Source organism: Sphingomonas sp. J344 (genome assembly GCF_024700005.1).
In the GTDB taxonomy this organism is placed as follows: Bacteria; Pseudomonadota; Alphaproteobacteria; order Sphingomonadales; family Sphingomonadaceae; genus Sphingomonas.
In genome coordinates, this window is record NZ_JAJONB010000001.1 from 2,993,770 (window position 1) to 3,019,114 (window position 25,345).

25 protein-coding genes and 2 pseudogenes are annotated in these 25,345 nt (G+C 65.7%); 19 read left to right on the forward strand and 8 right to left on the reverse strand.

Annotated features, from left to right (window positions below):
* Positions 1–11: 11 nt before the first annotated feature.
* Positions 12–539 (forward strand): DUF2059 domain-containing protein, encoded by a 528-nt coding sequence (locus tag LRS12_RS15345; RefSeq protein WP_257845283.1) that lies wholly within the window; start codon positions 12–14, stop codon positions 537–539.
* 210 nt (positions 540–749) lie between these two features.
* Here the strand turns inward: LRS12_RS15345 and LRS12_RS15350 are convergent, their stop codons facing one another.
* Positions 750–1,658, reverse strand: a complete 909-nt coding sequence (locus LRS12_RS15350; RefSeq protein WP_257845284.1) for an NAD(P)/FAD-dependent oxidoreductase — start codon at positions 1,656–1,658, stop codon at positions 750–752.
* A gap of 44 nt (positions 1,659–1,702) precedes the next feature.
* On the opposite strand from LRS12_RS15350, the gene trmD reads away from it, so the two are divergent.
* From trmD to ybaL, 4 genes are all read left to right on the forward strand, one after another.
* Positions 1,703–2,431, forward strand: a complete 729-nt coding sequence (gene trmD, locus LRS12_RS15355) for a tRNA (guanosine(37)-N1)-methyltransferase TrmD (protein ID WP_257845285.1) — start codon at positions 1,703–1,705, stop codon at positions 2,429–2,431.
* 2 nt (positions 2,432–2,433) lie between these two features.
* Positions 2,434–2,826 (forward strand): 50S ribosomal protein L19, encoded by a 393-nt coding sequence (gene rplS, locus LRS12_RS15360; RefSeq protein WP_257845286.1) that lies wholly within the window; start codon positions 2,434–2,436, stop codon positions 2,824–2,826.
* A 144-nt stretch (positions 2,827–2,970) separates the two neighbouring features.
* Positions 2,971–3,306, forward strand: a complete 336-nt coding sequence (locus LRS12_RS15365; protein WP_257845287.1) for a hypothetical protein — start codon at positions 2,971–2,973, stop codon at positions 3,304–3,306.
* Positions 3,307–3,519: 213 nt separating this feature from the next.
* A complete protein-coding gene (gene ybaL / locus LRS12_RS15370; RefSeq protein WP_257845288.1) occupies positions 3,520–5,160 on the forward strand; it encodes a YbaL family putative K(+) efflux transporter in 1,641 nt (546 codons plus the stop codon).
* Positions 5,161–5,196: 36 nt separating this feature from the next.
* On the opposite strand, the gene LRS12_RS15375 is transcribed toward ybaL, so the two are convergent.
* Entirely contained in the window at positions 5,197–5,571 is a 375-nt protein-coding gene (locus LRS12_RS15375) for a VOC family protein (protein WP_257845289.1), read from the reverse strand.
* Positions 5,572–5,644: 73 nt separating this feature from the next.
* On the opposite strand from LRS12_RS15375, the pseudogene soxR reads away from it, so the two are divergent.
* The 9 genes and pseudogenes from soxR (at position 5,645) to rplQ (ending at position 13,844) form a co-directional block, all read left to right on the forward strand.
* A pseudogene (soxR, locus tag LRS12_RS20420) lies at positions 5,645–6,101 on the forward strand (redox-sensitive transcriptional activator SoxR).
* A gap of 134 nt (positions 6,102–6,235) precedes the next feature.
* Positions 6,236–6,829: pseudogene (locus tag LRS12_RS20425) on the forward strand (polysaccharide deacetylase family protein); the annotation flags it as partial.
* 87 nt (positions 6,830–6,916) lie between these two features.
* Positions 6,917–9,103, forward strand: coding sequence for a S9 family peptidase (locus tag LRS12_RS15385; RefSeq protein ID WP_257845530.1), 2,187 nt, complete (start codon positions 6,917–6,919; stop codon positions 9,101–9,103).
* Positions 9,104–9,162: 59 nt separating this feature from the next.
* On the forward strand, positions 9,163–10,494 hold the full coding sequence (locus LRS12_RS15390) for a DUF418 domain-containing protein (RefSeq protein ID WP_257845291.1): 1,332 nt from the start codon (positions 9,163–9,165) through the stop codon (positions 10,492–10,494).
* The gene (locus tag LRS12_RS15395) at positions 10,491–11,003 is read left to right on the forward strand and encodes an SRPBCC domain-containing protein (RefSeq protein WP_257845292.1); all 513 of its coding nucleotides are present in this window, start codon (positions 10,491–10,493) and stop codon (positions 11,001–11,003) included. Before LRS12_RS15390 ends, LRS12_RS15395 begins: the two co-directional genes overlap by 4 nt.
* Positions 11,004–11,258: 255 nt before the next feature.
* Positions 11,259–11,627: a 30S ribosomal protein S13 gene (rpsM, locus tag LRS12_RS15400; protein ID WP_224920749.1), complete on the forward strand. Its 369-nt coding sequence runs from the start codon at positions 11,259–11,261 to the stop codon at positions 11,625–11,627.
* 58 nt (positions 11,628–11,685) lie between these two features.
* A complete protein-coding gene (rpsK, locus tag LRS12_RS15405; protein WP_257845293.1) occupies positions 11,686–12,075 on the forward strand; it encodes a 30S ribosomal protein S11 in 390 nt (129 codons plus the stop codon).
* A gap of 107 nt (positions 12,076–12,182) precedes the next feature.
* A complete protein-coding gene (locus tag LRS12_RS15410) occupies positions 12,183–13,244 on the forward strand; it encodes a DNA-directed RNA polymerase subunit alpha (protein ID WP_257845294.1) in 1,062 nt (353 codons plus the stop codon).
* Positions 13,245–13,421: 177 nt separating this feature from the next.
* Complete coding sequence (gene rplQ / locus LRS12_RS15415) at positions 13,422–13,844, forward strand: 50S ribosomal protein L17 (protein ID WP_257845295.1); 423 nt, start codon at positions 13,422–13,424, stop codon at positions 13,842–13,844.
* 152 nt (positions 13,845–13,996) lie between these two features.
* Here rplQ and LRS12_RS15420 read toward each other — a convergent pair whose 3' ends face one another.
* Positions 13,997–14,356, reverse strand: a complete 360-nt coding sequence (locus tag LRS12_RS15420) for a hypothetical protein (RefSeq protein WP_257845296.1) — start codon at positions 14,354–14,356, stop codon at positions 13,997–13,999.
* A 582-nt stretch (positions 14,357–14,938) separates the two neighbouring features.
* Here LRS12_RS15420 and LRS12_RS15425 point away from each other — a divergent pair.
* The gene (locus LRS12_RS15425) at positions 14,939–17,089 is read left to right on the forward strand and encodes a prolyl oligopeptidase family protein (RefSeq protein ID WP_257845297.1); all 2,151 of its coding nucleotides are present in this window, start codon (positions 14,939–14,941) and stop codon (positions 17,087–17,089) included.
* 135 nt (positions 17,090–17,224) lie between these two features.
* Positions 17,225–17,383, forward strand: coding sequence for a hypothetical protein (locus LRS12_RS15430; protein WP_257845298.1), 159 nt, complete (start codon positions 17,225–17,227; stop codon positions 17,381–17,383).
* Here LRS12_RS15430 and LRS12_RS15435 read toward each other — a convergent pair.
* On the reverse strand, positions 17,380–18,015 hold the full coding sequence (locus LRS12_RS15435) for a peptidylprolyl isomerase (protein ID WP_257845299.1): 636 nt from the start codon (positions 18,013–18,015) through the stop codon (positions 17,380–17,382). The genes LRS12_RS15430 and LRS12_RS15435 overlap by 4 nt on opposite strands.
* A 164-nt stretch (positions 18,016–18,179) precedes the next feature.
* Here LRS12_RS15435 and trxB point away from each other — a divergent pair, with 164 nt between their 5' ends.
* Positions 18,180–19,151 (forward strand): thioredoxin-disulfide reductase, encoded by a 972-nt coding sequence (gene trxB / locus LRS12_RS15440; protein ID WP_257845300.1) that lies wholly within the window; start codon positions 18,180–18,182, stop codon positions 19,149–19,151.
* A gap of 304 nt (positions 19,152–19,455) precedes the next feature.
* Here trxB and LRS12_RS15445 read toward each other — a convergent pair whose 3' ends face one another.
* From LRS12_RS15445 to LRS12_RS15460, 4 genes are all read right to left on the reverse strand, one after another.
* A complete protein-coding gene (locus tag LRS12_RS15445) occupies positions 19,456–20,484 on the reverse strand; it encodes a sensor histidine kinase (protein ID WP_257845301.1) in 1,029 nt (342 codons plus the stop codon).
* Between the two features lie 164 nt (positions 20,485–20,648).
* The gene (locus LRS12_RS15450; protein ID WP_308223027.1) at positions 20,649–21,422 is read right to left on the reverse strand and encodes a hypothetical protein; all 774 of its coding nucleotides are present in this window, start codon (positions 21,420–21,422) and stop codon (positions 20,649–20,651) included.
* A complete protein-coding gene (locus LRS12_RS15455; RefSeq protein ID WP_257845302.1) occupies positions 21,410–22,066 on the reverse strand; it encodes a hypothetical protein in 657 nt (218 codons plus the stop codon). Before LRS12_RS15455 ends, LRS12_RS15450 begins: the two co-directional genes overlap by 13 nt.
* Positions 22,067–22,107: 41 nt before the next feature.
* Positions 22,108–22,380 (reverse strand): acyl carrier protein, encoded by a 273-nt coding sequence (locus tag LRS12_RS15460; RefSeq protein ID WP_257845303.1) that lies wholly within the window; start codon positions 22,378–22,380, stop codon positions 22,108–22,110.
* A gap of 110 nt (positions 22,381–22,490) precedes the next feature.
* Between LRS12_RS15460 and LRS12_RS15465 the strand changes: the two genes are divergently transcribed.
* Positions 22,491–24,002: an acyl-CoA ligase (AMP-forming), exosortase A system-associated gene (locus tag LRS12_RS15465; protein WP_257845304.1), complete on the forward strand. Its 1,512-nt coding sequence runs from the start codon at positions 22,491–22,493 to the stop codon at positions 24,000–24,002.
* Entirely contained in the window at positions 23,999–25,201 is a 1,203-nt protein-coding gene (locus tag LRS12_RS15470) for a pyridoxal-dependent decarboxylase, exosortase A system-associated (protein WP_257845305.1), read from the forward strand. The genes LRS12_RS15465 and LRS12_RS15470 overlap by 4 nt, the downstream gene beginning before the upstream one ends.
* The last annotated feature ends 144 nt before the right edge of the window (positions 25,202–25,345 follow it).

Here is a 25,345-nt window from a genome sequence, read left to right on the forward strand (position 1 = left end):
ACAGTCCCGGAATGAGCGCACTTCTTTTCGGCTTGGCATCCCTATTGAGCATAGCAGCGACTGACGAACCGGGGCGGCAGTCGGCTCCTTCGCAAACGGCTCCTGCCGTACAAATCGAAACTCCCCCAAGCGCGACCAAGCTCGCCCTGATCAAGCGGTTTCTGAAGGCCATAGGTCGCCAACACCAACTCGATAGCGGGAGCTTTCTTGAGCGTTACGCCATACCGGGCGGAGTGATGTGGCCCGTGAAGGCAGGTGCCCTGCCAGCAGAAGACTTACTGGGTGGCTTTGAGCGCCGAATGTCAGCGCTCAAGAAAGCCTATGAAAGGCATCGTTCGACCTATCAAAAGGCCTACGAGGACCATGTGAACTGGGAGTTTACAGAGGACGAGTTAGTCAAGATCGTTGACTTCTTGGAAAGCCCGGTCGGGCAACATTACCTTGACGGTCGTTGGCGGATGGAAGCGTATACGGACACAAATACCGAGGACCTTGAGCAAGAGATTGTAGCAGAAGCCCAAGCCAGCTTGGCAAATTAGCGATGGCAGCTTCCCACCCATTTCTCGCCCTAACACCGGCTCGGTCGGTTTCCACAATAGCGCTTTCCTACAAGTCCCGATCCGGCATATCTAAACGGTCCGATGCCGAATCTGGACACTTCTCCCAGCTTTCAGTCCCGCCGCGCCACCCCGCCCAAAGCTGACAGAATCGCGCGCGTTGCCCGTAACTTTGTCAGCTTTCGCCGCGCGCTACCGCCAAATCGCCCGCTGTTCACTCAGCATATTCCGGATCGTCGTCGACGCGACCCCGGCCTGACCCATCGCGTTGCTGATCTGGTCCAGCCCCTTCACCACATCGCCCGCCGCGAACAGGCCGGGGATGCTGGTGCGCTGGTGGTCGTCCACCTCGAGGCATCCGTCCTCGGTCGCTGCCGCGCCCGCCGCGACGGCAAGGTCGGAGCGGATGCGCGATCCCAGCGCAGGGTAAATGCTGTCGAACGTCATACGCCCCGCCGCCGTATCGAGTGCGATCCGCTCACCCTCGATCGCATAGCCGCCGCACGGACCGTCGATCCGGCCGATCCCTGCCTCCTCCAGCGCCGCGACACACGGATCGTCCAGCCGATGCTCCACATCCGGCGCGATCAGCGTGACGTCGCGGGTAAAGCCGCGCAGGAACAGCGCCTCGCGCATCCCATGGTCCCCGGTACCGATCACGCCCACGCGCTTGTCGGTCACCTCGTAACCGTCGCACACCGGGCAATAGCGCAGCAGCCCGCGCGCCAGCGCCGGATCATGCACCGCATCCGCCATCCCCTCTGGCCGGTGATTGACCACCCCGGTCGCCAGCAGCACCGACCGCGCCTCGAACCGCCGTTGGCCCGCATGAACGACAAAGCCGTCCGCGACGGGCTCGACCCGCGTCACCTTGGCCGGCTCGCGCACCGCGCCGAACCGCTCGGCCTGCGCCAGCATCGCCCGCAACAGCTCGACCCCCTCGATCCCCTCGGGGTAGCCGGCATGGTTGTGCGTGCGCGGGATCAGCGCTGCGCGGCTCGACCCGCAATCGAACAGCCGGATCGACAGGTGATAGCGCGCCAGATAGATCGCGGCCGTCAGTCCGGCCGGCCCCGCGCCGACGATGATGCAATCTTCCATGCCCGCTCCCTTGCCAATTGGCGTTCAAGCGGCGAACAGGCGCGATGACCTTTGCCGCTACCGTCCTAACGCTTTACCCGGATATGTTTCCCGGCCCGCTCGGTGCGTCGATCGCCGGACGCGCGCTGAACGAGGGGAAGTGGAGCCTCGACACTGTCCAGATCCGCGACTTCGCGACCGACAAGCACCGCACGGTGGACGATACGCCGGCCGGGGGCGGGGCGGGGATGGTGCTCAAGCCCGATATCCTCGCCGCAGCATGTGACAGCGTCGGTTACGACCGCCCGATGCTGGCGATGACCCCGCGCGGCGCGCCGCTGACGCAGGACCGCGTGCGCGCGCTCGCTGCTGGTCCCGGCGTGTCGATCCTGTGCGGACGGTTCGAGGGGTTCGACGAGCGGCTGTTCGACGCGCGCCCGATCGAGCAGGTGTCGATCGGCGACTATGTGCTGTCGGGCGGAGAGATGGGCGCGCTGGTCCTTCTCGATGCTTGCATTCGGCTGCTTCCCGGCGTAATGGGCGCGCCTTCCAGCGGAGTCGAGGAAAGCTTCGAAAGCGGCCTCCTCGAATATCCGCAATTTACCCGACCCGTCGAATGGGAAGGGCGCACGATCCCGCAAGTGCTGCGATCGGGGGATCATGCGCGGATCAACGCCTGGCGAAAGCAACAGGCCGAGACCGATACACGGCTAAGGAGGCCGGATCTTTGGGAGCGCCATGAGGGCGCTCGGGTCCATCCTCCCTCTGGCGCGCGGCAACAGAAGGACGAATGAGCATGAACCTCATCCAGCAGATCGAGGCCGAGAACGTCGCGAAGTTCCTGGCCGACAAGAAGATCCCCGAATTCCGTCCCGGCGACACGCTGAAGGTCGGCGTGAAGGTCGTCGAAGGCGAGCGCACCCGCGTTCAGAACTATGAAGGCGTCTGCATCGCCCGCGCCAACAAGGGCATGGGCAGCAACTTCACCGTTCGCAAGATTTCGTTCGGTGAGGGCGTCGAGCGCGTTTTCCCGCTCTATTCGCCGAATATCGACAGCATCGAAGTCGTCCGTCGCGGCGTGGTGCGTCGTGCGAAGCTCTATTATCTGCGCGGCCGCACCGGCAAGTCGGCGCGTATCGCCGAGCGCCGCGACCCGCGTCCGTCGAAGGACGTTGCCGCCGCCGAGTAATCGGCTTCCGGCAGGAACAAGCGCGGGGCGCGGAGGCAAAAGCTTCCGCGCCCCGTTTGATTCTGCGGCACGCCACACTAAGTTGAAGCTGTGACAGCCCGCATGATCCCCCTCGGCTCCCATGACGCCCGACCGGTTCGGGCCATGGCGCTGTGGATCGCGCTGCTCGTCGCGCTGGCCTCCTCGCTGCTCAGCAGCGGTCTGCCCCGCACCATTGCTTACGGCTCGGCCTTCAACCCCGCGACGACCTCGGTCGCGCTCAAACCGATCCGCCCCGCGTCGCGTATCATGGCGGAGACGCCGCGCCGCGACGATGGACCCGCCGCCGGGGCGAGCGATCTTGCAACCCCCGCGCTGGCGACCGCACCGATCCCGCCGATCAAGACCGATCGCGCGCCGATCGTCACCGTGCTTGCCACGCTTTCGCTTCACCCGCACCCCGTCCTCGACGGTAGCCCGCGCGGCCCCCCACAGGTCTGACACGCCACCCTTTCGCCGGCCACGGCGTCATCGGGAGTTTTGTCATGGACCAGAAGAAGAAGCGGCCACCCTGGTGGTTCGCGCCGGTCGTCTGGGGTGGAGTCGCGGCGAGTGCCGCCGCCGCCGCCCTGGTGATCGGCGGGACACAGGGATAGCCGCACCGCCCGGACCGCTCGCTGCGGTCCGGGTAATAACAGGGACGACCGCCAGCCTATGCACCACACCCCCCTCATCGCCACGATCGTCGCGGGCCTCGTCATTGCCTTCATCATGGGGTCGATCGCCCACAAGCTGAAGGTTTCGCCGATCGCGGGCTATCTGCTCGCCGGGATCATGGTCGGGCCTTTTACGCCCGGCTTCGTCGCCGATGGAAACCTCGCCGCCGAACTCGCCGAGATCGGCGTCATCCTGCTGATGTTCGGCGTCGGGTTGCACTTCTCGCTGCGTGACTTGCTCGCTGTGCGCAAGATCGCGGTTCCGGGAGCGATCGTGCAGATCGCTTCGGCGGTGCTGATGGGGATGGGCCTTGCCTGGGCATTGGGCTGGGACCCGCTGGCGGGTTTCGTGTTCGGCCTGGCGCTGTCCGTCGCCAGCACCGTGGTGCTGCTGCGCGGGCTTCAGGGGTTCGGCATCGTCGACACCGAACGCGGGCGGATCGCCGTCGGCTGGCTGATCGTGGAGGATCTGGTGATGGTCCTCGCGCTCGTCCTGCTCCCTGTGCTGGCGGAGATCATGAAGAGCGACGGTCCGATGACGTGGAGTTCGGTGCTCGTCCCGCTCGCGCAGATCTCGTTCAAGGTGACCGGCTTCCTCGTCGTCATGCTGCTCGTCGCGCGCCGCCTCATCCCGATGGCGCTGCACTGGGTGGTGCATACCGGGTCGCGGGAGCTGTTCCGCCTTGCCGTGCTGGCGATCGCGCTGGGTGTCGCGTTCGGCGCGGCGGTAGTGTTCGACGTGTCGTTTGCGCTGGGCGCCTTTTTCGCGGGCATGATCCTGGGCGAAACTCCGCTCAGCCGACAGGCGACCGAAGAGACGCTGCCGCTGCGCGATGCGTTCGCGGTGCTGTTCTTCGTCTCTGTCGGCATGTTGTTCAACCCGGCGGTGATCGTCGAGCAGCCGCTGCCGCTGATCGCCACCGTGCTGATCATCGTGATCGGCAAGTCGCTCGCCGCATATGGCATCGTCCGTATGCTCGGCCGATCGCACCGCATCGCGATCACTGCGGCGGCCAGCCTGGCGCAGATCGGCGAATTCTCGTTCATCCTCGCCAGTCTCGGCACCAATCTTGAAATCCTGCCGCCCGCTGGCCGCGACCTGATCCTGGCCGGGGCGCTGCTCTCGATCCTCGCCAATCCGTTCATCTTCAACTGGTTCGTGCCGCGTCGGCAGGAAAAGACCGACCCGATCGAGCCGCCCGCAGACACCGGCGACCGCACCGACCATGTCGTGCTGGTCGGCTATGGCCGGGTGGGCAAGCTGATCGCGCGCGACCTGCTGGCGAAGCGGCGCCCGTTCATCCTGATCGAGGATCAGGCCGACATGGCCAATGCGGCGAAGGAGGCTGGACTGGACGTGGTGCGCGGCAACGCGGTCGATCCGGAAGCGCTGAAGGCCGCAGGCGTCGATCGCGCGAACGCGCTGCTGATCGCGATTCCCGAGGGGTTCGAGGGGGGCGCCGTGGTCGAAGCGGTGCTCGCCCTCAATCCGACCATCGCCATCGTCGCCCGCGCCCATTCGGATGCGGAACTCGCGCATCTCGAAGCCAAGGGCGCGGGTGACGTGGTGGTCGGCGAGCGCGAGATCGCCACCCGCATGCTGAGCCTGTGCGCGCGGCCGCTGAAGCGCCCGGCATAGGCAACCGATCCTCCTCCTTCCGGGTGGGAGAATCGGTCAGCCATAGGAGACGATCTCGAACTCGATTCCGTCGAAATCGAGGAAGTAGAAGCGCCGCCCCGGATCATAGTCGTCGTGCCCGAACGGCTTGAGTCCGGCGGCGGCGACCTTGGTCTCTACCGCGTCCAGGTCGTCGACTACGAAGCCGACATGGTTGAGCGGTTGGCCCTTGGGGTAGCGGCGCTCGGCATCGACCGGCGGTGCGTAGAGCGCAAGGTAGAAGCGGTCGTCGCCGACATGGATCGACGTGCCGCCGTCGCGTGCGGCGCCCTGCCAGCGGATGTGCCAGCCGAACAGATGCTGGATCAGCTTCGCAGTGCGCTGCGGGCTGGTGACGGTGAGGTTGGCGTGTTCGATAAAGGTCGTGGGCATCGCGATTCCTTTGCGGTTTGCGTGAGTGCCCGACCCCGCTACAACCTCAACTTAAGTTGAGGTCAAACGGAAAATGCGCGGCAACGAACTGCTCACCATCGGCGAACTGGCAACCCGCACCGGGCTCAGTGTCTCCGCCATCCGCTTCTATGAGGCAAAGGGGCTGGTCGCGCCGATCCGCACCAGCGGCAATCAGCGCCGCTTCCTCCGCTCCGACATCCGCCGCCTGTCCTTCGCGTTGATCGCCCAGAGACTGGGGCTGACGATTGAGGAGATCGGCGCGGAACTCAGCCGCCTTCCGCATGGCCGCACCCCGACGCTCGCCGACTGGAACCGCATCAGCCGTCATTTCCGCGCCGAGATCGACCGCCGCATCGCGCTGCTCGAACGGACGCGCGACAAGCTCGATACGTGCATCGGCTGCGGCTGCCTGTCGCTGCGCAAATGCGGGCTGTACAACCCCGCCGACAAGGCGGGGGGCGGAGGGGGCGGGGCCGCGCTATGTACTGAGCGGGGAGGCCGTGGAATGAAGCGTCGAAGGCTGATCATCGCAGGCGCGACCGTCGCGCTGCTGCTCGTCGCCGCCTGGGGGCTCAGGGCGGCGATGCAGGCGCGGTGCTGGGCGTTCGGCGCACCGGTCACCTGTCGCGTCGCCACGCAGGACAAGATCGTCGCGCTCAGCTTTGACGACGGGCCGACCCGCGCTGGGCTCGATGCGGTCCTCCCGGTGCTCGCCGCGCACGGCGCACGCGCGACCTTCTTCGTCATCGGTGCGGAAGCGGAAGCCTATCCCGAGGGGCTGCGGCGGATCGCGGCGGCGGGGCATGAGATCGGCAACCACAGCCTGCATCACCGCCGCATGATCTCGCCTTTTTCCGCCACCTATCGCGACGAGATCGCCCGCACCGACCGCGTGGTGGAGTCCGCCGGGGCGCCGCGCCCGAAGCTGTTCCGCCCGCCCTATGGCGTCAAGTTCACCGGTCTGGCCGGAGCGCTCGACGGCAAGACGATCGCGATGTGGGATTTCGAGGAGCCGGTCGCGCGTCCCGGTGGCGCGCGCGCCTATGCCGATGCGGTGATCGCGGCGGCGCGGCCGGGGTCGATCATCCTGATCCACCCGATGTATGCCAGCCGCAGCGTCGAGCGCGAAGCGCTCCCGCTGGTGCTGGCCGGGCTCAAGGCACGCGGCTTCCGCATCGTCGGCGTGAGCGAACTGGTTGCGCGCGACACTTTACCTGCCCGCACGGAAGCCCGATAGGCGTGCGGACAATCGAAACAATGGACGGGTTGCAGGATGTGGAAAGCGGCGTTGGGTGCGATGGCATTGTTGTCGGCGGGGGTGGCTATGCCCGTTGAGGCGCAGCACGTGGCGAGCGGCGACCTGACGCTCGAACGGGTCTTCGCCAGCCCCGATCTCGCCGGTACGACGCCGCGCGCGCTGCGCCTCTCGCCCGACGGCACGCTGGTGACCGTGCTGCGCAACCGCCCCGACGACAATCAGCGCTTCGACCTGTGGGCGATGGACACCGCGACCGGCGAATGGCGGATGCTGGTCGACAGCCTCAAGCTCGGCACCGGCGCGGAACTGTCCGAAGCCGAAAAGATGCAGCGCGAACGCGCGCGGATCGGCGGGAGCAAGGGCATCGTCGCCTATGACTGGGCGCCCGATGGCAAGGCGATCCTCGTGCCCCTCGACGGCGACCTCTATCTCGCCACGCTCGACGGCAATGTTCGCCGCCTGACCGCGACCGAGGGCGGCGAACTGAACCCGGTGATCAGCCCGCGCGGTGGCTTTGCGAGCTTCGTCCGCGACCAGAACCTCGTCGTCCTCGACCTCGCGACCGGCAAGGAGGCCAAGGCGACCACCGAGGGGAAGGGGACCGTCTATTTCGGCGAGGCCGAGTTCGTCGCGCAGGAGGAAATGGGCCGCCGCACCGGTTACTGGTGGTCGCCAGACGACAGGCGCATCGCGGTCCAGCGCTTCGACGAAAGCCCGGTCGGCATCGTCAGCCGCGCCGCGATCGGTGCGGAGGGCACCAAGATCTACGACCAGCGCTACCCCAAGGCGGGCACCGCGAATGTGCTGGTCGACCTCTATGTCATGAACCCTAACGGCTCCGGCCGGGTCAAGGTCGATCTCGGCACCGAAACCGACATCTACCTCGCCCGCGTCGACTGGACGCCCGATGGCAAGACGTTGCTGGTCCAGCGCCAGAACCGCGCCCAGACCGTGCTCGACATGCTCGCGGTCGATCCCGCCACCGGCGCGTCGCGCGTGCTGTTCAGCGAGAAGTCGGGCGAACGCAGCTGGGTCAACCTTTCCGACGCCTATCACCCGATGAAGGACGGCAGCCTGATCTGGTGGTCCGAACGCGACGGCCACGGCCATCTCTACCGCTTCAAATCAGGCAAGTGGACGCAGCTGACCAAAGGCGATTGGGAAGTCGCCGATATCGTCGGGATCGACGAGAAGAGCGGGCGCATCACCTTCACCGGCAACAAGGACGGCGTGCTCGAACGCCACCTTTACACGGTGAACCTGAACAAGCCTGGCACGGTCACCCGCATCACCGAACCCGGCTGGTGGCATGGTGCCAGCGCCGATGGCAGCGCCAGCCGGATCATCCTCACCCGTTCCAAGAGCGACCAGCCCGCGCAGGTGATGCTGACCGACGCTGCGGGCAAGCGCCTCGCCTGGGTCAACGAGAACAAGGTCGCCGGGGATCACCCCTACGCCCCCTATCTCGCCAGCCATCAGCAAAAGCAGTTCGGCACGATCAAGGCGGCGGACGGCACCGTCCTGCACTGGGAAATGATCACGCCGAAGCTGGAGCCGGGCAAGAAATACCCCGTCTTCTTCCATCACTATGGCGGCCCGCATTCGCAACAGGTGAGCCGCGCCTGGGGCGGCGCGCTCCAGCAGTATCTCGTCGATCGCGGCTATATCTGGTTCGTCCTCGACAATCGCGGCGCGGCCAATCGCGGCAAGGCGTTCGAGGATCACCTGTTCCAGGCGATGGGCGGGGTCGAGGTCGAGGACCAGCTTGCCGGCGCGGCCTATCTCAGGGGCCTCGATTTCGTCGATGCCAACCGCATAGCCACCTATGGCTGGTCCTATGGCGGATACATGACGCTCAAGATGCTCCAGGCCGCGCCCGGCACCTTCGCCGCAGGCATCTCCGGCGCCCCGGTCAGCAAATGGGAGCTGTACGACACCCATTATACCGAGCGCTACATGGGCGATCCGCGTCAGGTTCAGGCCGCCTATGACAAGGCCAACACCGTCGCCGACGCCACGAAGATCACCGATCCCCTGCTGCTGATTCACGGCATGGCCGACGACAATGTCGTGCTGGAGCATTCGACGGTGATGATGGCGAAGATGCAGGGCGCGGCGGTGCCGTTCGAAACGATGCTCTATCCCGGCCAGACCCACCGCGTCGCCGGTCCCGGCATCAGCGTGCATCTGTGGACCACCATCCTCAACTTCCTCGACCGCCACATGGGCAAGGATGCGCCGCCCGCGAAATGATTTGACCGGCCATCGCCCCCGCATCACCCTCGCGCCTCGACGGGGAGCGGGGGCGAGTCGTGTCGGATAATGCAACGGTAGCACCGGTCGCGGGCCGCGCGCGGATCGAGATTCTCGACGTGCTGCGCGGGCTCGCGATCCTGCTGATCTTCTACATGAACATCAGTTTTCAGGCGTCGTCGGTCAGCGCGCTGTTCGGGGACTTCCGCACGATTGGCTGGACCCCCGCCGATCGCACCACCTGGATCGGCCTCCAGACCTTTCTGGAGGGAACGCAGCGCGGCGTGCTCGAACTGTTGTTCGGCGCGGGGTTCATGGTGCTGACGGCCAAGGCGATGACCCCGGACGGACCGGTCGCGGTCGCCGACCTGTTCATGCGCCGCACCCTGTGGCTGCTGGTGTTCGGCCTGCTCAACATCTTCGTCGTGCTGTGGGTGGGGGACATACTCCTGACCTATGCGCTCGCCTCGCTGTTCCTCTTCCCCTTCCGCCTGCTCGGCCCCCGGCTGCTGCTCGCGCTCGGCTGCCTGTTCGCGCTGTTCACTGCAGTGACGGGCGCAATCGAGTATAGCGGGCGCACCTCGCTGGTCGCACGGGTCGAGGCGGCACAGGCGCAACAGGCAACCGGTGCGCAGCTGTCCGCCGACCACAAGGCCGCGCTTGGCGAGTGGCAGAAGAAGCTCGACCGCTTCAAGCCGACGGCCGAGACGAAGAAGGAGCTGGAGAAGGAGCGGACCGCCTATTCGGGCGGCTGGCTGCCCTATGCTCAATATATGTGGAACAGCTGGACCAGCTTCTTCATCGGCAAGGGGCTGCTCTACGTCATGGTGGTCGAGGCGTTCTGCGTGATGCTGATCGGCATCGCGCTGTGGAAATGGGGGGTGATCCAGGGGCAGCGGAGCACCCGCTTCTACGCGGTCCTGCTCGCGCTCACTTACAGCTTCGGCCTCACCGCGCGCTATGTCGGCGCGCTCGAAATCAGCAGCTTCGCGCCCTATCCCAAGACGATCTGGATCACGACGGAGTTCGCCCGGATCGCGACCAGCATCGGCCATGTCGCGTTGATCAACCTGCTGTTCAAAACAGGCATCGGCCAGCGCATCCTGTCGCCGTTCAAGGCGTGCGGACGCACGGCCTTTTCGCTCTACTTCCTGCAACAGATCATCGGGCTGCACATCCTGTTCGCGCCCTATGGCCTTGGCCTATGGGGCAAGTACGGCTGGGCGACGCAATTCTGGATCGCGACCGGGGTGATCGCCTTGTGCGTAGTGGTCGCCAATCTATGGGTGCTGCGCTTCGCCAACGGCCCGCTCGAATGGGCGTGGCGCAGCCTGGCTTATGTGAAACGGCAGCCGTTCCTGCGGCGGCCGGATGAAGGAGTGGTGGCATGAAACCGATCATTGCGGCAGCGCTGATGCTGGGTGCGGCCCCGGCCGTGGCAGAGGTGACCAAGACCGACCCCGCCGGCTTCGTCTCGACCCACAAGCTCGTCATCGCCGCCCCGCCAGAAAAAGTGTGGGACACGATCGCCAAACCGTCGCTGTGGTGGAGCAAGGACCACAGCTACACCGGCGACGCCGCCAATTTGTCGATCGACCCCCGGCCCGGCGGCTGTTGGTGCGAAAGGATGCCGGGCGGCGCGGTCGAGCATGCCCGCACCCTCTATGCCGATCGCGGCAAGGTGTTCCGTTTCTCCGGCGCGTTCGGCCCGTTGCAATCGGGCGCGGTCAACGCGACGATGACCTTTGCGCTCAAGGCGGAGGGGCAGGGGACGGCGCTGACCGTCACCTATGTCGCGGGCGGCTATCACCCCAATGGGATCGAGAGTTTCGCGAAGGTGGTCGATCAGGTGATCGGCGCGCAGATGCCGGGGCTGAAGGCTGCGGCCGAGCGCAACTGACCGGTCCGACAATGAGACGGTCGGGGGATGCGCGCGCTTGGCCGGGTCGCGAAATTGGTGTATGCCATTCCAACCAGAAATTCCCCGGACCCGGCGCTTGACAGTGCGGGCTGCGGTGAATATGTCGCGCATCTTCCGAAACACCGGTGAACGGCAGCGTGCTTGCATGTCTGTCGCGCGCTTGCGTTCCGGGTCAACGCTACGAGATGGGGCATGCTGCCATGCACGCCCTGTGGAGCTGGGAGAACCTATTTCATGGCACGTATTGCGGGCGTTAACTTGCCCACCAACAAGCGCGTTCTGATCGCGCTTCAGTATATCCACGGCATCGGCCCGGCAAAGGCGAAGCAGATCACCGAAAAGCTCGGCATCACGCTTGAGCGCCGCGTGCAGGACCTGACCGATCAGGAAGTGCTGCAGATCCGCGAAACCATCGACGCCGACCACACGGTCGAGGGTGACCTGCGTCGCGAAACCGCGATGAACATCAAGCGCCTGATGGACCTTGCCTGCTATCGCGGCCTGCGTCATCGCAAGGGGCTGCCGGTTCGCGGCCAGCGCACGCACACCAACGCCCGCACCCGCAAGGGCAAGGCGAAGCCGATCGCTGGCAAGAAGAAGTAAGCCGCTGGGCCGCCTCACCGCGGCCCGCCTGCTTCGATTTTCGAAGGATTACTGAATAATGGCACAAGCACCGCAGCGTCTTCGCCGTCGCGAACGCAAGAACATCACCGCCGGCGTCGCCCATGTGAACGCCAGCTTCAACAACACCATGATCACGATCACGGACGCCCAGGGCAACGCGATCAGCTGGTCGTCGGCCGGCATGATGGGCTTCAAGGGCTCGCGCAAGTCGACGCCTTACGCCGCGCAGGTCGCTGCCGAGGACGCGGGCCGCAAGGCCGCCGAGCACGGCGTCCGCACGCTCGAGGTCGAGGTGAAGGGTCCGGGTTCGGGCCGCGAGAGCGCCCTTCGCGCCCTTCAGTCGGTTGGTTTCCAGATCACGTCGATCCGCGACGTGACCTCGATCCCGCATAACGGCGTTCGCCCCAGCAAGCGCCGCCGCGTCTGATTTACCTTTCCGCTTCGCCTGCGGGTCCGGGGTGCCGGATCCGGGGCGGGGCGGCTCTCTCTACTGGCAGGATGCACCCCCCATCCTGCCCAACCTTGGGGAAGCCTGTGTCTGTCAATGCAAAGAACTGGCAGGAACTTAAGAAGCCGAACGGCCTTGAGAAAAAGGGCGGTGACGGCAAGCGGAAGGCGACCTTCGTCGCCGAACCGCTGGAGCGCGGCTTCGGCCTGACGCTCGGCAACGCGCTGCGCCGCGTGCTGCTCTCGTCGCTCCAGGGCGCTGCGGTGACCTCGATCAAGATCGAGAATGTTCTGCACGAGTTCAGCTCGCTCGCCGGCGTGCGTGAGGACGTGACCGATCTCGTTCTCAACGTGAAGCAGATCGCGCTGCGCATGCAGGGCGAAGGTGCCAAGCGCCTTCAGCTGAGCGCCACCGGCCCGGCCGAAGTCAAGGCTGGCGACATCGCCGTGTCGGGCGACATCGAAGTGATGAACCCCGAACTGGTGCTGTGCCATCTCGACGACGGCGCGACGCTGAACATGGAACTGATCGCCGACACCGGTAAGGGCTATGTTCCCGCCAGTGCCAACCGCCCGGCGGATGCGCCGATCGGTCTGATCCCGGTCGACGCGCTCTACTCGCCCGTCCGTCAGGTCAGCTACAAGGTCGAGAACACCCGCGTCGGCCAGGAACTCGACTATGACAAGCTGAGCCTGTCGATCGAGACCGACGGCACCGTGACCCCGGAAGACGCGCTCGCCTATGCCGCGCGCATCCTTCAGGACCAGCTGGCGCTGTTCGTCCACTTCGACGATTCGGCCATCACCCGCAGCGCACCGGTCGGCGTCGCCGCACAGTCGTCTGCGTCGGAAAGCGGCAGCGACACCGCGACGATCAACCGCTACCTGCTCAAGAAGGTGGACGAGCTCGAGCTGTCGGTCCGTTCGGCCAACTGCCTCAAGAACGACAACATCATCTATATCGGCGATCTGGTCCAGAAGACCGAAGCCGAGATGCTGCGCACCCCGAATTTCGGCCGCAAGTCGCTGAACGAAATCAAGGAAGTGCTGTCGTCCATGGGCCTGCGCCTCGGCATGGAAATCCCGGGCTGGCCGCCTGAGAATATCGAAGAGATGGCCAAGAAGCTCGAGCAGGAGATCATGGGGTAAGGAGCTTCGGCTCCTCACCCAGCCGTCACCCCGGCGAAAGCCGGGGTCTCGTGCGGCAGGGGACAACCTCATGGAGATCCCGGCTTTCGCCGGGATGACGGATTGATTGGTGGCTCACCGTCCCACCGGGTCCGGGGTACCTGATACGGCCCCCGAACGAACCGAAAGGAAATACCCATGCGCCATAAGTACGGCGGTCGTAAGCTTCAGCGTACCTCGGCTCATCGTCTTGCGCTGTTCCGCAACATGTCGGCTGCGCTGATCAAGCACGAGCAGATCACCACCACCGTCGCCAAGGCGAAGGAACTGCGTCCCTACGTCGAAAAGCTGGTCACGCTGGCGAAGAAGGGTGGTCTTTCGAACCGCCGTCTCGCCCATGCCCGTCTGCTCGACGATGCGCAGCTGGTGAAGCTGTTCGACGTGCTCGCGTCGCGCTACGCCGACCGCAACGGCGGCTACACCCGCATCATCAAGACCGGCCCGCGCGCTTCGGACGCGGCGCCGATGGCGATCATCGAATTCGTCGACCGCGACGTCTCGGCCAAGGGCCAGGACTCGGGTCCGGTGATGACCGACGAGGATTACGAAGACGCCGCCTGATCGGCGTTTTTCGTCAAGAGCTGGGGCGGTCGCACGACGGTGCGGCCGCCCCTTCTCTTTGTTAGCGCCTGCCTTCTTCTTAGCCCCTCCCGCTTGCGGGAGGGGTTGGGGAGGGTCTTCTTCTTCTTCTTCTTCTTGCACGTTGCCGAGGGCTACCGACACGTCCCCCGCAGCCCCCGCCCGTGAAAATACCGCACATCGCGCGGCAGAAACTGCGGAAACCGGCACGCGAACATGTGCAACCGCCGCGCCCCGGCAAAGATCGCGGGCGCGCTGCCCAGGGCCTTCACATCATAGCTGCCGACCTGTCCCTTGGCGCAGTCGAAATAGGTCGCGCGCTCCCGCGATGGCGGCCCGGTCACGCACATGAACACCACCAGCCGGTCGGTGCAGCGATTTTCGAGCGTTCCGATCGTCCCGCTGGCGGGCGGGACCGCGTGGATACACGCGCTGGCATCGGCGGCAGGATCGGCTTGCGGCGTCGTCGCGAGGATCAGGGCAGATAGGATCATCCCCGCCATCCTGCCATGCTCCGCCGCCCCAAGCTAATGTTGCGCCACCGTAAGAATCACTGAACTTTGGCGTGGCGTCCGACTTCCCATCTACCGCTTAACGGCAGAACCGACGGAAATCCGCCGATCGCCGGATTGGCACGCGCCCTGCAAACAATGTGGCGCAGGAGGTTCAGATGAAACGGACGAGCGGACATGGAGCAAGCAGCGCGGTGGCGATCGCCTTCGCGACCATCCCGCTGATGGTGATGAGCTGGGTCAGCTATGAAAGCGCGCTGATCGCCTTTGCCTGACGCGCGGGCTTCAAATGTTGGATTTCTTCTGATCTACGCTGGTCGATGATCCGATTCCCCACCTGGTCCGCTCTGTAAGGTTGTCGCGTAACTGTCGCGTCTTCGTCGCGCGACTGTCGCCCCAGTGTCGCGTCCGCGTTGTCAGTCTGGCGCGTCACGGTCGCAAACCCGTCGCGTCGCGGTGCAGTTGGTCGAAAACCCCCTCTTTTATGTCAGCATCGTCGGAACGCCCGCTTGACCCGGCACGGTGTAGCAATAGGGTAAGGCGCTTCCGTTTCAGGAGATACCAATGCGCCGCGCGTCGATTCTCGCCCTGCCGCTGTTGTTCGTTACCCCCATCGCCGCCGCCAGCCCGGAGTCCGCGCCGACCATGACCGCCCCGATCGCCTATCCCGACACCCGCCGCGTCGATGTCGTCGACGAGAGCTTCGGGGAGAAGGTCGCCGACCCATATCGCTGGCTCGAAAACGACGTCCGCAACGACAAGGAAGTGGCGGATTGGGTCGCGGCACAGAATAAGGTGACCGACGCCTATCTCGACACCTTGCCCGGCCGCGATGTGTTCAAGGCGCGGATCAAGCAGCTGTTCGATTACGAACGCTTCGGCGTCCCGACCCGCAAGGGCAATCGCTATTTCTACAGCCACAATAGCGGGCTTCAGAACCAGTCGGTGCTGTGGGTCCGCGATAGCCTCGACGCTCCGGGCCGCGTGCTGATCGACCCCAATGGCTGGGCCAAGGACGGCGCGACGGCGCTGTCCGAATGGGTGCCGTCGGAGGATGGCAAGCTGCTGGTCTATGGCATTCAGGACGGTGGGTCGGACTGGCGCACCGTCAAGGTGCTCGACGTCGCCACCGGCAAGACGCTGGACGACGAGGTCAAGTGGATCAAGTTCAGCAACCTTGCCTGGGCAAAGGACAATAGCGGCTTCTATTATTCGCGCTTCCCGGCGGTGAAGGAGGGCGAGACCTTCCAGGCGCTGAACGAGAATCAGGCGGTCTATTTCCACAAGCTCGGTACGTCGCAGGACGCCGACAAGCTGATCTACGCGACCCCCGAAACGCCCAAGCGCGGCCATTTCGCGCAGGTTACCGATGACGGCGGCTGGCTGGTCATCACCACGACCGAGGGGACCGACAACCGCTACGAGATCACGATCCTGAACCTCAAGGACCCTGCCGCCAGGCCGCGGACGATCGTCAAGGGGCTGGAGAATGAGTGGAGCCTCGCCGGCAATATCGGCAGCAAGTTCTTCTGGACCACCGACAAGGGCGCGTCGCGCAAGAAGGTGGTGACGATGGACGTCGCCGCGGCCAATCCGGTCGCGACCGACCTGATCCCCGAGGATGCGGCGACGATGGAGGGAGCCGGGATCGTCGGCGGCCAGCTGTTCGTCAGCTATCTGGTCGATGCCAAGGACGAGATGCGCCGCTATTCGCTCGACGGGAAATTGCTGGGCAAGGTCGCGACGCCCGGCATCGGCAGCGTCGCGGGCTTCACCGGCGATCCGGACGAGAACGAAGCCTTCTACGCCTTCACCAGCTTCAACATGCCGACCACCGTCTATCGCTACGACGTCAAGACCGGCAAGGCGACCGAATGGGCCAAGCCCAAGGTCGCGTTCGACCCGAGCAAATATGGCGTCGAGCAGCGCTTCTTCACCTCGAAGGACGGGACCAAGGTCCCGATGTTCGTGGTCAAGCGCAAGGACGTGACCGGTCCCGCACCGACGCTGCTCTGGGCCTATGGCGGGTTCAACATCAGTTATGGCCCGGCGTTCAGCGCCGCGCGGCTGGCGTGGATGGAGCAGGGCGGGGTGTTCGTCCTCGCCAACATCCGTGGCGGCGGCGAATATGGTAAGGCGTGGCACGACGGCGGGCGCCTCAAGAACAAGCAGAATGTGTTCGACGACTTCATCGCGGCGGGCGAGTATCTGATCGCTCAGGGGATCACCAAGAAGGACGGCCTTGCAATTCAGGGCGGATCGAACGGCGGCCTTCTGGTCGGCGCGGTGGTCAATCAGCGCCCGGATCTGTTCGCGGCGGCGATGCCGGCGGTCGGCGTGATGGACATGCTCCGCTTCGACCGCTGGACTGCCGGGCGGTACTGGGTCGACGACTATGGCTATCCGTCGAAGGAAGCCGACTGGAAGATCCTGCGCAGCTATTCTCCCTATCACAACATCGCGTCGGGCAAGACCTATCCCGCGATCCTCGCCACCACCGCCGATACCGACGACCGCGTGGTGCCGGGGCACACCTTCAAATACACCGCCGCGCTGCAGGCGGCGGATATCGGCCCCAAGCCGCACCTCGTCCGCATCGAGACCCGCGCCGGCCACGGTTCGGGCAAGCCGACCGACAAGGTGATCGAGGAAACCTCCGACCTCTGGGCCTTTGCGGCCAAGTGGACTGGGCTTGAGGTCAAGCCGGCCCAGTGATCGGGCACCCCGAAGCGCGGCCCAGGTCGCGCTTCGGGGTTAATGCCGACCCCCGTAGAATCCCCATCGCACTTTCCCGATATGGCCGCTGCGGTCCCAACAAGGCAGTGTGGCAACATCCAGTGGAGAGTTGCCATGCCCTCTTATCGCGAGATCGCCGCCGCGGATGACCGCGAACTGATCGGGGTCGATCAAGTGGACGACGCCATGCCCGCCGGCGCGGGCTTCCTGATGGTCGTGTGCGGTTCACTCCTCTTCTGGCTGTTCGTCCTGATCCTGTTCAGCGCGTTCTAAGGCACGCGCGACACCTTCAAAATCTTGATCCTGGGGCTGAGCATCTGCCCCTTCATCACGCCTTCGCCCGCAGTGGGTGAGGTCGGGGCGTCGAGAATCTTCCACACCACATCCATCCCCTCGACCACCTTGCCGAACGCGGCATAGCCGAGATTGTCGCCGGGTTTCGACGGATCGGCATCGAGCGAGGGCTGATCCCCGACGCTGATCGTGAACTCGCCCCGCGCGGTGCCGGGAGCGAGGCGGGCGGTGCTGATCGCGCCATTTACGTGCTTCACCCCGGTCACCGTGGTCGGCTCATGCTTGATCGGCGGCAGTATGCGCTTGGGATCGTTGTCGATCCCGAACTGAATGAACCCGAATTTGTCGGCGACCTTGACCGTCCGATAAAAGGCGATGCCGTCGAGCCGCTTCTGATCGGCATAGCGCAGGAAATTGCGGGCGGTGATCGGCGCACGCTCGGTCTCCAGTTCCAGCACGATGCGCCCGAAGCTGGTGTCCAGCGCCACTTTCTGCGTTGCCGGTTTCGGCGCGGGCGTCGGTGTGGGAGTCGGTGCAGGCGCGGCGGTCTGCGCCAGTGCGGGGAACGGGAGCAGCAGGGCTGCGGCGAGCAGGGTGCGGCGGAGTGTCATGCCGCCAGTCTGCCCAGCCCGACGCGCGGCTTCAACCGGCTTTCGTCCACAACAGAATCGCTTTGCTGGCGGCGCGGCGTACACCACCCATGTTGCCATCGGCGGTGCCGACCCCCTAGATGCGGCACCGCCACCCCGTTCAGGGGCTGCAACAGGATTTGAGAATGACCGCCACCCACTCGACCCGCATGCTGATCCTCGGTTCCGGCCCCGCCGGCCTGTCCGCCGCCATCTATGGCGCGCGCGCCGGCCTTGCGCCGATCGTGGTGCAGGGCATCCAGCCCGGCGGACAGCTGATGACCACCACCGATGTCGAGAATTATCCCGGCTTTCGCGAGGTGATCCAGGGGCCGTGGCTGATGCAGGAGATGCAGGCCCAGGCCGAGCATGTCGGCGCGCAGATGATGTACGACACGATCGTCGAGGTCGATCTGACCAGCCGTCCGTTCCGCCTGATCGGCGACGGCGGCACCGTCTATTCGGGCGATACGTTGGTGATCGCGACGGGCGCGCAGGCCAAGTGGCTGGGCCTCGACAGCGAAGAGGCGATGAAGGGCAAGGGCGCGTCGGCCTGTGCGACCTGCGACGGATTTTTCTATCGCGGCAAGAAGGTCGCGGTGATCGGCGGCGGCAATACTGCGGTCGAAGAGGCGCTGTACCTGACCAACCACAGCCATGACGTCACGCTGATCCACCGCCGCGACACGCTGCGCGCCGAGAAGATCCTGCAGGAGCGGTTGTTCGCCAACCCCAAGGTCAAGACACTGTGGAACAAGGAAGTGGTGGAGTTCGTCGGCGGCGGCGACCCCGAGGGGCTGGTGGCGCTGAAGCTGCGCGACACCGTCACCGGCGAAGAGTCGAGCATAGATGTCGAGGGCGGCTTTGTCGCGATCGGCCATCACCCGGCGACCGAGCTGTTCCGTGGGCATCTGGAGCTGGACGCCGACAGCTATATCACCGTCGAAACGGGGACGACGCGCACCAGCGTGCCCGGCGTGTTCGCGTGCGGCGACGTGATGGACAAGGTCTATCGCCAGGCGATCACCGCGGCGGGCACCGGTTGTATGGCGGCGCTGGATGCTGAGCGCTTTCTGGCCGAGGCGGACTTCGAGGCGGTTGCGCACGTCGCGGCGTGACCCGGGGAAACTGACGAAGTTCAGGGCAACGCGGGCGATTCTGTCAGCATTGGGTGACGAAGCTGACAGAATAGGCGGGTTGTCACGCGCGAGCGCGCGCCTTCCTCGGCGATCCATGCAGGCTAGGGCGAGTCGGTGGCGCATCGATCAGTCTATGCGCGTTTCGACATGTTGTAGGAAAGCCCCACCATTCACCTCGTCGCCCCGGGCCTGACCTGGGGCCGGGCTGTCTCGTGCGGTTCACTGGGAAGCCCAGCTCCGGCTCAAGGCCGGGGCGACGATCGAGTTGGGGCAGCCTGCGCGGCTAGACCTTCCCCAGATGCGTGATCGCCACCCGCGTGCCGGGGGCGGTGTCCGTCACGATGACGGTGGCGTCGAGCTGGTTTGACAGCGCGTCGACGATGCCGGTGCCAAGGCCCGATTTCTTTGCTTCGCTGCCGGTGGGCATGCCGATGCCGTCGTCGGACACGGTGAGTTTCCACCCCGTCGGGCGACTCCAATATTCGACGGTGATGCAGCCGGGTGTGGTGCGGTCTGGGAAGGCGTGTTTGAGCGCGTTGATGACCAGTTCGGTGACGATCAGGCCGAGGCTGACCGATATGTCGGCGCTGGTGCTGCTGTCATCGACGATGACGTCGATTCGCGTCAGATTGTGGTCGAAGATCATCGATGCGCCGATGCTCTCGCACAGATCGTTGAGATAGGATCGCAGCTTGACGTCGCCCGGTGTGCCCACCGCCAACTGGCGCTGGAGTGTGGCGATCGACATGACGCGGTGGTGGGCGTCGTGGAGGTGCAGCCGCGCCTCGTCAGACTGGACGCGCCGGGCGCTCTGCATCAGCACGCTGGCGATGATCTGGAGGCTGTTCGCGACGCGGTGCTGTAACTCGCGGAGCAAGATGTCCTTTTCGCGCTCGGCATCCGCCTTTGCCTTCTTCGCCTGACGGATCGCGGTGACATCGAGCACCGCCAGCGCCATCTGGCGTTTGTCAGCACCATCATGTTCGAGCAGGTGTGCGTTCAGGATCAGGCATAAGGTCGGTCGGCCGATGCGGACCAGATCCATCTCATAGGCGTCGATCGCGGCACTGCCGGTCATCGTCGCACAGAGCAGCGAGCGAAGCTGTGGCGCGGCCCATTCACCATGGCCGAGCGCGGACAATTCCAGGCCCACGACCTGTGCCGGGTCGAGTTCGAAGGCGCTGCAGAAGGATCGGCTCGCGGCCTCGACGACCAAATCCTTGCCCAGCAAGAGCAGCGGCGTGGCGGACGAGATGACCAGCGCGATCCCCAGGCTGTTGGGGGTCGATGACGGTGACGGCGCGGAATCCATTGGCATGGCCCAAAAAGGCCGGAGGTTCGCGGTGAGCGATCCATCCCCGGGTAGCGACGTCCAGGCAATTGAAGAATGGGTAAAAGCTGCCCGCTGGCAGCATAGCACCCTTGGGAGAGGCACCCTAACTTATTCGGGCCGGAGTGCGGCGCGTACCTGATCGGTCAGCCATGCCTTGTCCTGCGGTCGCGCGAAGCTGTGGCTGTCGGTGGGGCAGGTGGTGAGGGTGTGGCGGGCGCGGGCGGGGGTGAAGGCTGCGCTCTTCCAGTGATCGGCGAAGGCGAGGGCGGTGTTGTCGCGTTCGGCGAGGAGGATCGTGACCGGGGCTTTTGCGACCGCCAGCGATGCCGCGAGGCGCGCGGGGAGGCTGGTCGGCGGCTGAGACTGTTTGGCGGATGCCTTGGCCAAGCCACTGAAAAGTTTACGGATATTGACGCCTCCGGTGAGCAGGCGAAGCAGTTCGCGGGGGTTTTTGAGCTTTTCGATATAGCGTGATCGGATTGCGGCGGCGGGGGGAGGTCGTTGCCGTCCGCGCCGGGTTCGATCGTCCAGGGGTTGGTGAGGATCAGCGCGTCGATGGGTGCACCGGCGTGGAAGAGGATCAGCGCGCTGGCGGCGTCGCAATTGCCGAAGGCGACGATGCGGGTGAGCTGGGGCACTTCACGTCGGAAGGCGGCGGCGGCTTCACAAATATCCTGCGCGGTGGATTCGAAGCTGTTGTTTTCGCCGGATGAATCGCCGATCCCGCGACGGTCGTAGCGGAATACCGGATGCCCCGATGCGGCGATGATGGCACCGAGTTCGGCCATGCCGCGATGTGCGCCGATGCGGATTTCATTGCCGCCCGAGACGATCAGCAGGCCGGTGGTGCCCGCGGCTTCGTCGAGCGTGGCGGCGAGGGTTTCGCCGGCGCATTGGAAGTGTGTCAGGCGACGCATGTGGCGATCCACTCTGCGATGTCGTCGGCGACGGCTTTCGCGAAGGCGGGGTCGTTATCGGGCTCGGCGCGGCGCCAGAGCGGGCTGCCGGGGAGCTTGGCGTCGGCGGGCTTGGCTTCGGTGGCGAGGCGGACCGTGCGGGTTTGCTCGAGTGACGGCGTGGCGTTGGTGAGCTGGGCGAGCAGCGCGGGATTGATGAGGTTGCCCGCGAGTTCGACCGGGTCGGTTGCGGTGTCGAGGCTGGTCGGGTCGAAGTTCTCGCCGGATTCGCGGGCCGAGGCCTGGCGGGCGCGGACGAGTTCGCGGCGCAGGTCTGCGCCGGTCATCGGGGAGAGGTGGTAGCGGGAGGTAACCTGCGCGTCGGCGTCGAGCAGGGCGCCGCTGCGGATGGCGAGGGTGAAGATGGGCGTGGCGAGGCTGGCGACTGCGGCGGCGAAGCCTGCGCCCAATTTGGCGAGATCGGTTTGGTGCGTTGGCGTCAGGCTCTCGCCTTGCCCTGGCAAGTCGGGCAGCGCCCCGGCAATGCCGCGCTCCGCCAGCGCGCGCAGGATGCTCACCGCAAAGGCGCGGGTGCGGTTGGCTTCTTCGAACAGGGGGAGCGCGACGACGACGACCGGGCCGGTGTCGGGGCCGAAGCGGAGCATCGCTTCGCGGCCCCCGGCCCAATCGTAGCTGGTCGCGCGGATCAGGTCAGCGCCTTGGACGCGGCGAACTGGACCAGCGCGCCGAAGGTTTCGAGCATGTCGCCATCGACTTCGTCGTCGTCGATGATGATGCCGAGGCGGTCTTCGATCTCGGTCAGCACGCCGGCGACCGCCATCGAATCGAGTTCGGGGAGCGCGCCGAACAAGGGCGTCGCCTCCGTAAAGGTCGCGGCGCGGGCGGCGTCGATGCCCAGCACGTCGCGCAATACGCCGCGCACAGCTTCTTCGACCTCATGATATCCGTCAGGCTGCACGGCCCCAAATCCCCGGTTGTTTTCGCGCCCGTTACCGGCTGGACGCCGCTATGCCAAGTAGGGTGGGAATAGACACTGTATCGTTAACCGATGCGGGATATGCAGACGCGATGGTTGAACTGGACCCGACGCCCTATCCGATCGACGCGCTGACGACGCGCGGTGCTCCCGACGCGGTTGCGCTGGAGGATCGCGCGGGGACGTTGAGCTATGCAGAGCTCGAGGCTGCTGTGGCGGCGCTGGCGCTGTGGTTACGGGCGCGGGGGCTGAACGCCGGGGATCGCGTCGCGACCTGGCTGCCCAAGACGCGCCATGCGTGCGTGATGCCGCTGGCGGCGGCGCGGGCGGGACTGGTGCATGTGCCGGTCAATCCGGTGCTCAAGCGCGCGCAGGTGGCGCATATCCTGGCCGATAGCGGGGCGCGGCTGTTGCTGACGCAAAGCGCGCGGGCGGGGACGCTGGAGGACGGCGATGTGCCCGAGGGGTGCCGCGTCGTGTTCGACGCCGATGCGCCGCTGGCGGGCGCGGGGCTGGACTACTCGAAGCGTGATCCGAATGCCTTGGCGGCGATCCTGTATACGTCGGGATCGACGGGGCGGCCCAAGGGGGTGATGCTGAGCCATGCGAACATGTGGCTCGGTGCGATCACCGTGGCGCATTATCTGAAGGTGACGCCTGAGGATCGCGTGCTGGGCGTGCTGCCGCTGAGCTTCGATTATGGGCAGAACCAGCTGCTGTCGACCTGGGCCGCGGGGGGGCGGGTGATCCCGCTCGATTATCTGACCGCGCGCGACGTGATCAAGGCGGTGGACCGGCATGACGCCACCACGATTGCAGGGGTGCCGCCGCTGTGGACGCAGTTGCTGGAGGCGGAGTGGCCGGAGGCGGTGGCGGCGAAGCTGAAGCGGCTGACCAATTCGGGCGGGGCGCTGACCATTGGCATGGTGCGCGGGTTGCGGGCGCGGTTTCCTGGGGCAGCGCTGTTCCCGATGTATGGGCTGACCGAGGCGTTTCGGTCGACTTATCTCGACCCTTCGTTGGTCGATGCGCACCCGGAGTCGATGGGGCGGGCAATTCCGTTCGCGGAGATTCTGGTGGTGCGCCCCGATGGGACGCGCGCGGCACCGGGCGAGGCGGGGGAGCTAGTCCATGCCGGACCGCTGGTCGCTCAAGGCTATTGGCAGGATGCGGAGCGGACTGCGTTGCGGTTCAAGCCTGCGCCGGCGGGGTCCAGTTATGGCGGGATGGCGGTCTTTTCGGGGGATACGGTGGTCGAGGGCGCAGACGGGCTGCTGCGCTTTGTCGGGCGCGATGACGAGATGATCAAATCCTCGGGTAACCGGATCAGCCCGACCGAGGTCGAAGAGGCGGTGCTGGCCGGGGGCGAGGCGCGGGAGGCGGTAGCTTTGGGCGTTCCTGACGCGCGGCTGGGGCAGGCGGTGGTGGTGATCGCGGTGGCGCGGGGCGAGGCGGACGCGGCGGAGGCGGCGTTGCGCGAGCGGTTGCGGCGTGAATTGCCCGCCTTCATGCAGCCCACGCGCTATGTGTGGCGCGACGAACTGCCGCGCAATGCGAATGGGAAGCTCGACCGGAGCGGGTTGAAGGCGGAGATGCTGGCATGAAGCCGATGGGACCGATCCCGCCCTATTTTGCGGGGCAGAGCGGGGAGTTGCGGATCGCTGGGCGGTCGGCGGGCGACTGGGTGGCGCAGGCGGGGACGCCGCTGTTCGTCTATGACGCGTCAATCGTGCGCGAGCGGGTCGGGCAGCTGCGGGCGGCGTTGCCGGGTGCGGTCGAAATTCATTTTGCGATCAAGGCCAATCCGTTACCAGCGTTTCTGCAAGCAGTTTCTCCGCTGGTCGGCGGGCTGGATGTAGCGTCGGGAGGCGAGCTGGCCAAGGCGCTGGCGGTCAAGGATGCGAGTCACATCAGCTTCGCCGGACCGGGCAAGCGCGATGCGGAGCTGGAGGCTGCGATCGTTGCTGGGGCGACGCTGAACCTTGAGTCCGAGGGCGAGGCGGATCGCGCGCTGGCGATAGGTGACCGGTTGGGTGTGACGCCCAAGCTGGCGGTGCGGGTCAATCCGTCGTTCGAGCTCAAGGGTTCGGGCATGAAGATGGGCGGGCGACCGTCGCCGTTCGGGATCGACGCAGACCGCGTGCCGACGCTGGTGAAGCGATTGATCGCGGCGGGCGCGGACTGGCGCGGGTTCCATATCTTTGCCGGGTCGCAGGCGCTGGACAGCGACGCGATCTGCGAGACGCAGGCGGCGACGGCGGGGCTGGCGCGGGAACTGGCGGAGGCGGCGGGAGCGAAAGCACCGTTGGTCAATCTCGGCGGCGGGTTCGGCATCCCATATTTTTCGGGCGATACTGCCGTCGATATCGCGCTGGTCGGCGAACGGCTGGCGGATGTGCTGGAGCCGGATCAAGCCTATGCGATCGAGCTGGGGCGGTGGATCGCGGGCGAGTGCGGCGTGTATCTGACCCGGATAGTCGACCGAAAGGTCAGCGGGGACGAGATTTTCCTGATCTGTGACGGCGGACTCAATCACCAGCTCGCGGCGTCGGGGAATTTCGGCACAGTAGTGCGGCGCAATTACCCGATTGCGATTGCAGGGCGGATGGGCGCGGAGACAACCGAAACGGTTTCGGTGGTTGGCCCGCTCTGCACCCCGCTCGATCGACTTGGGGACAAGGTGGCGCTGCCGCCGGCGCAAGTGGGGGATGTGGTCGCGCTGTTCCTGGCCGGGGCCTATGGCGCGAGCGCCAGTCCCTCAGGGTTCCTGGGGCACGGCCCGGCGGCGGAAATCGTCGCCTGACGGTGACGCCACGCCGCCAGCGGCGTCGTTCCTAACAATATCTTTACCTCCCGCCGCCATAGCAAAGCGGTTGTTCGTGCACGTTGTCCCGGGACGCCGGGGCTGCACGGGCGTCAGGAGGTTCGAGAGTGATGCGTTTGGGGA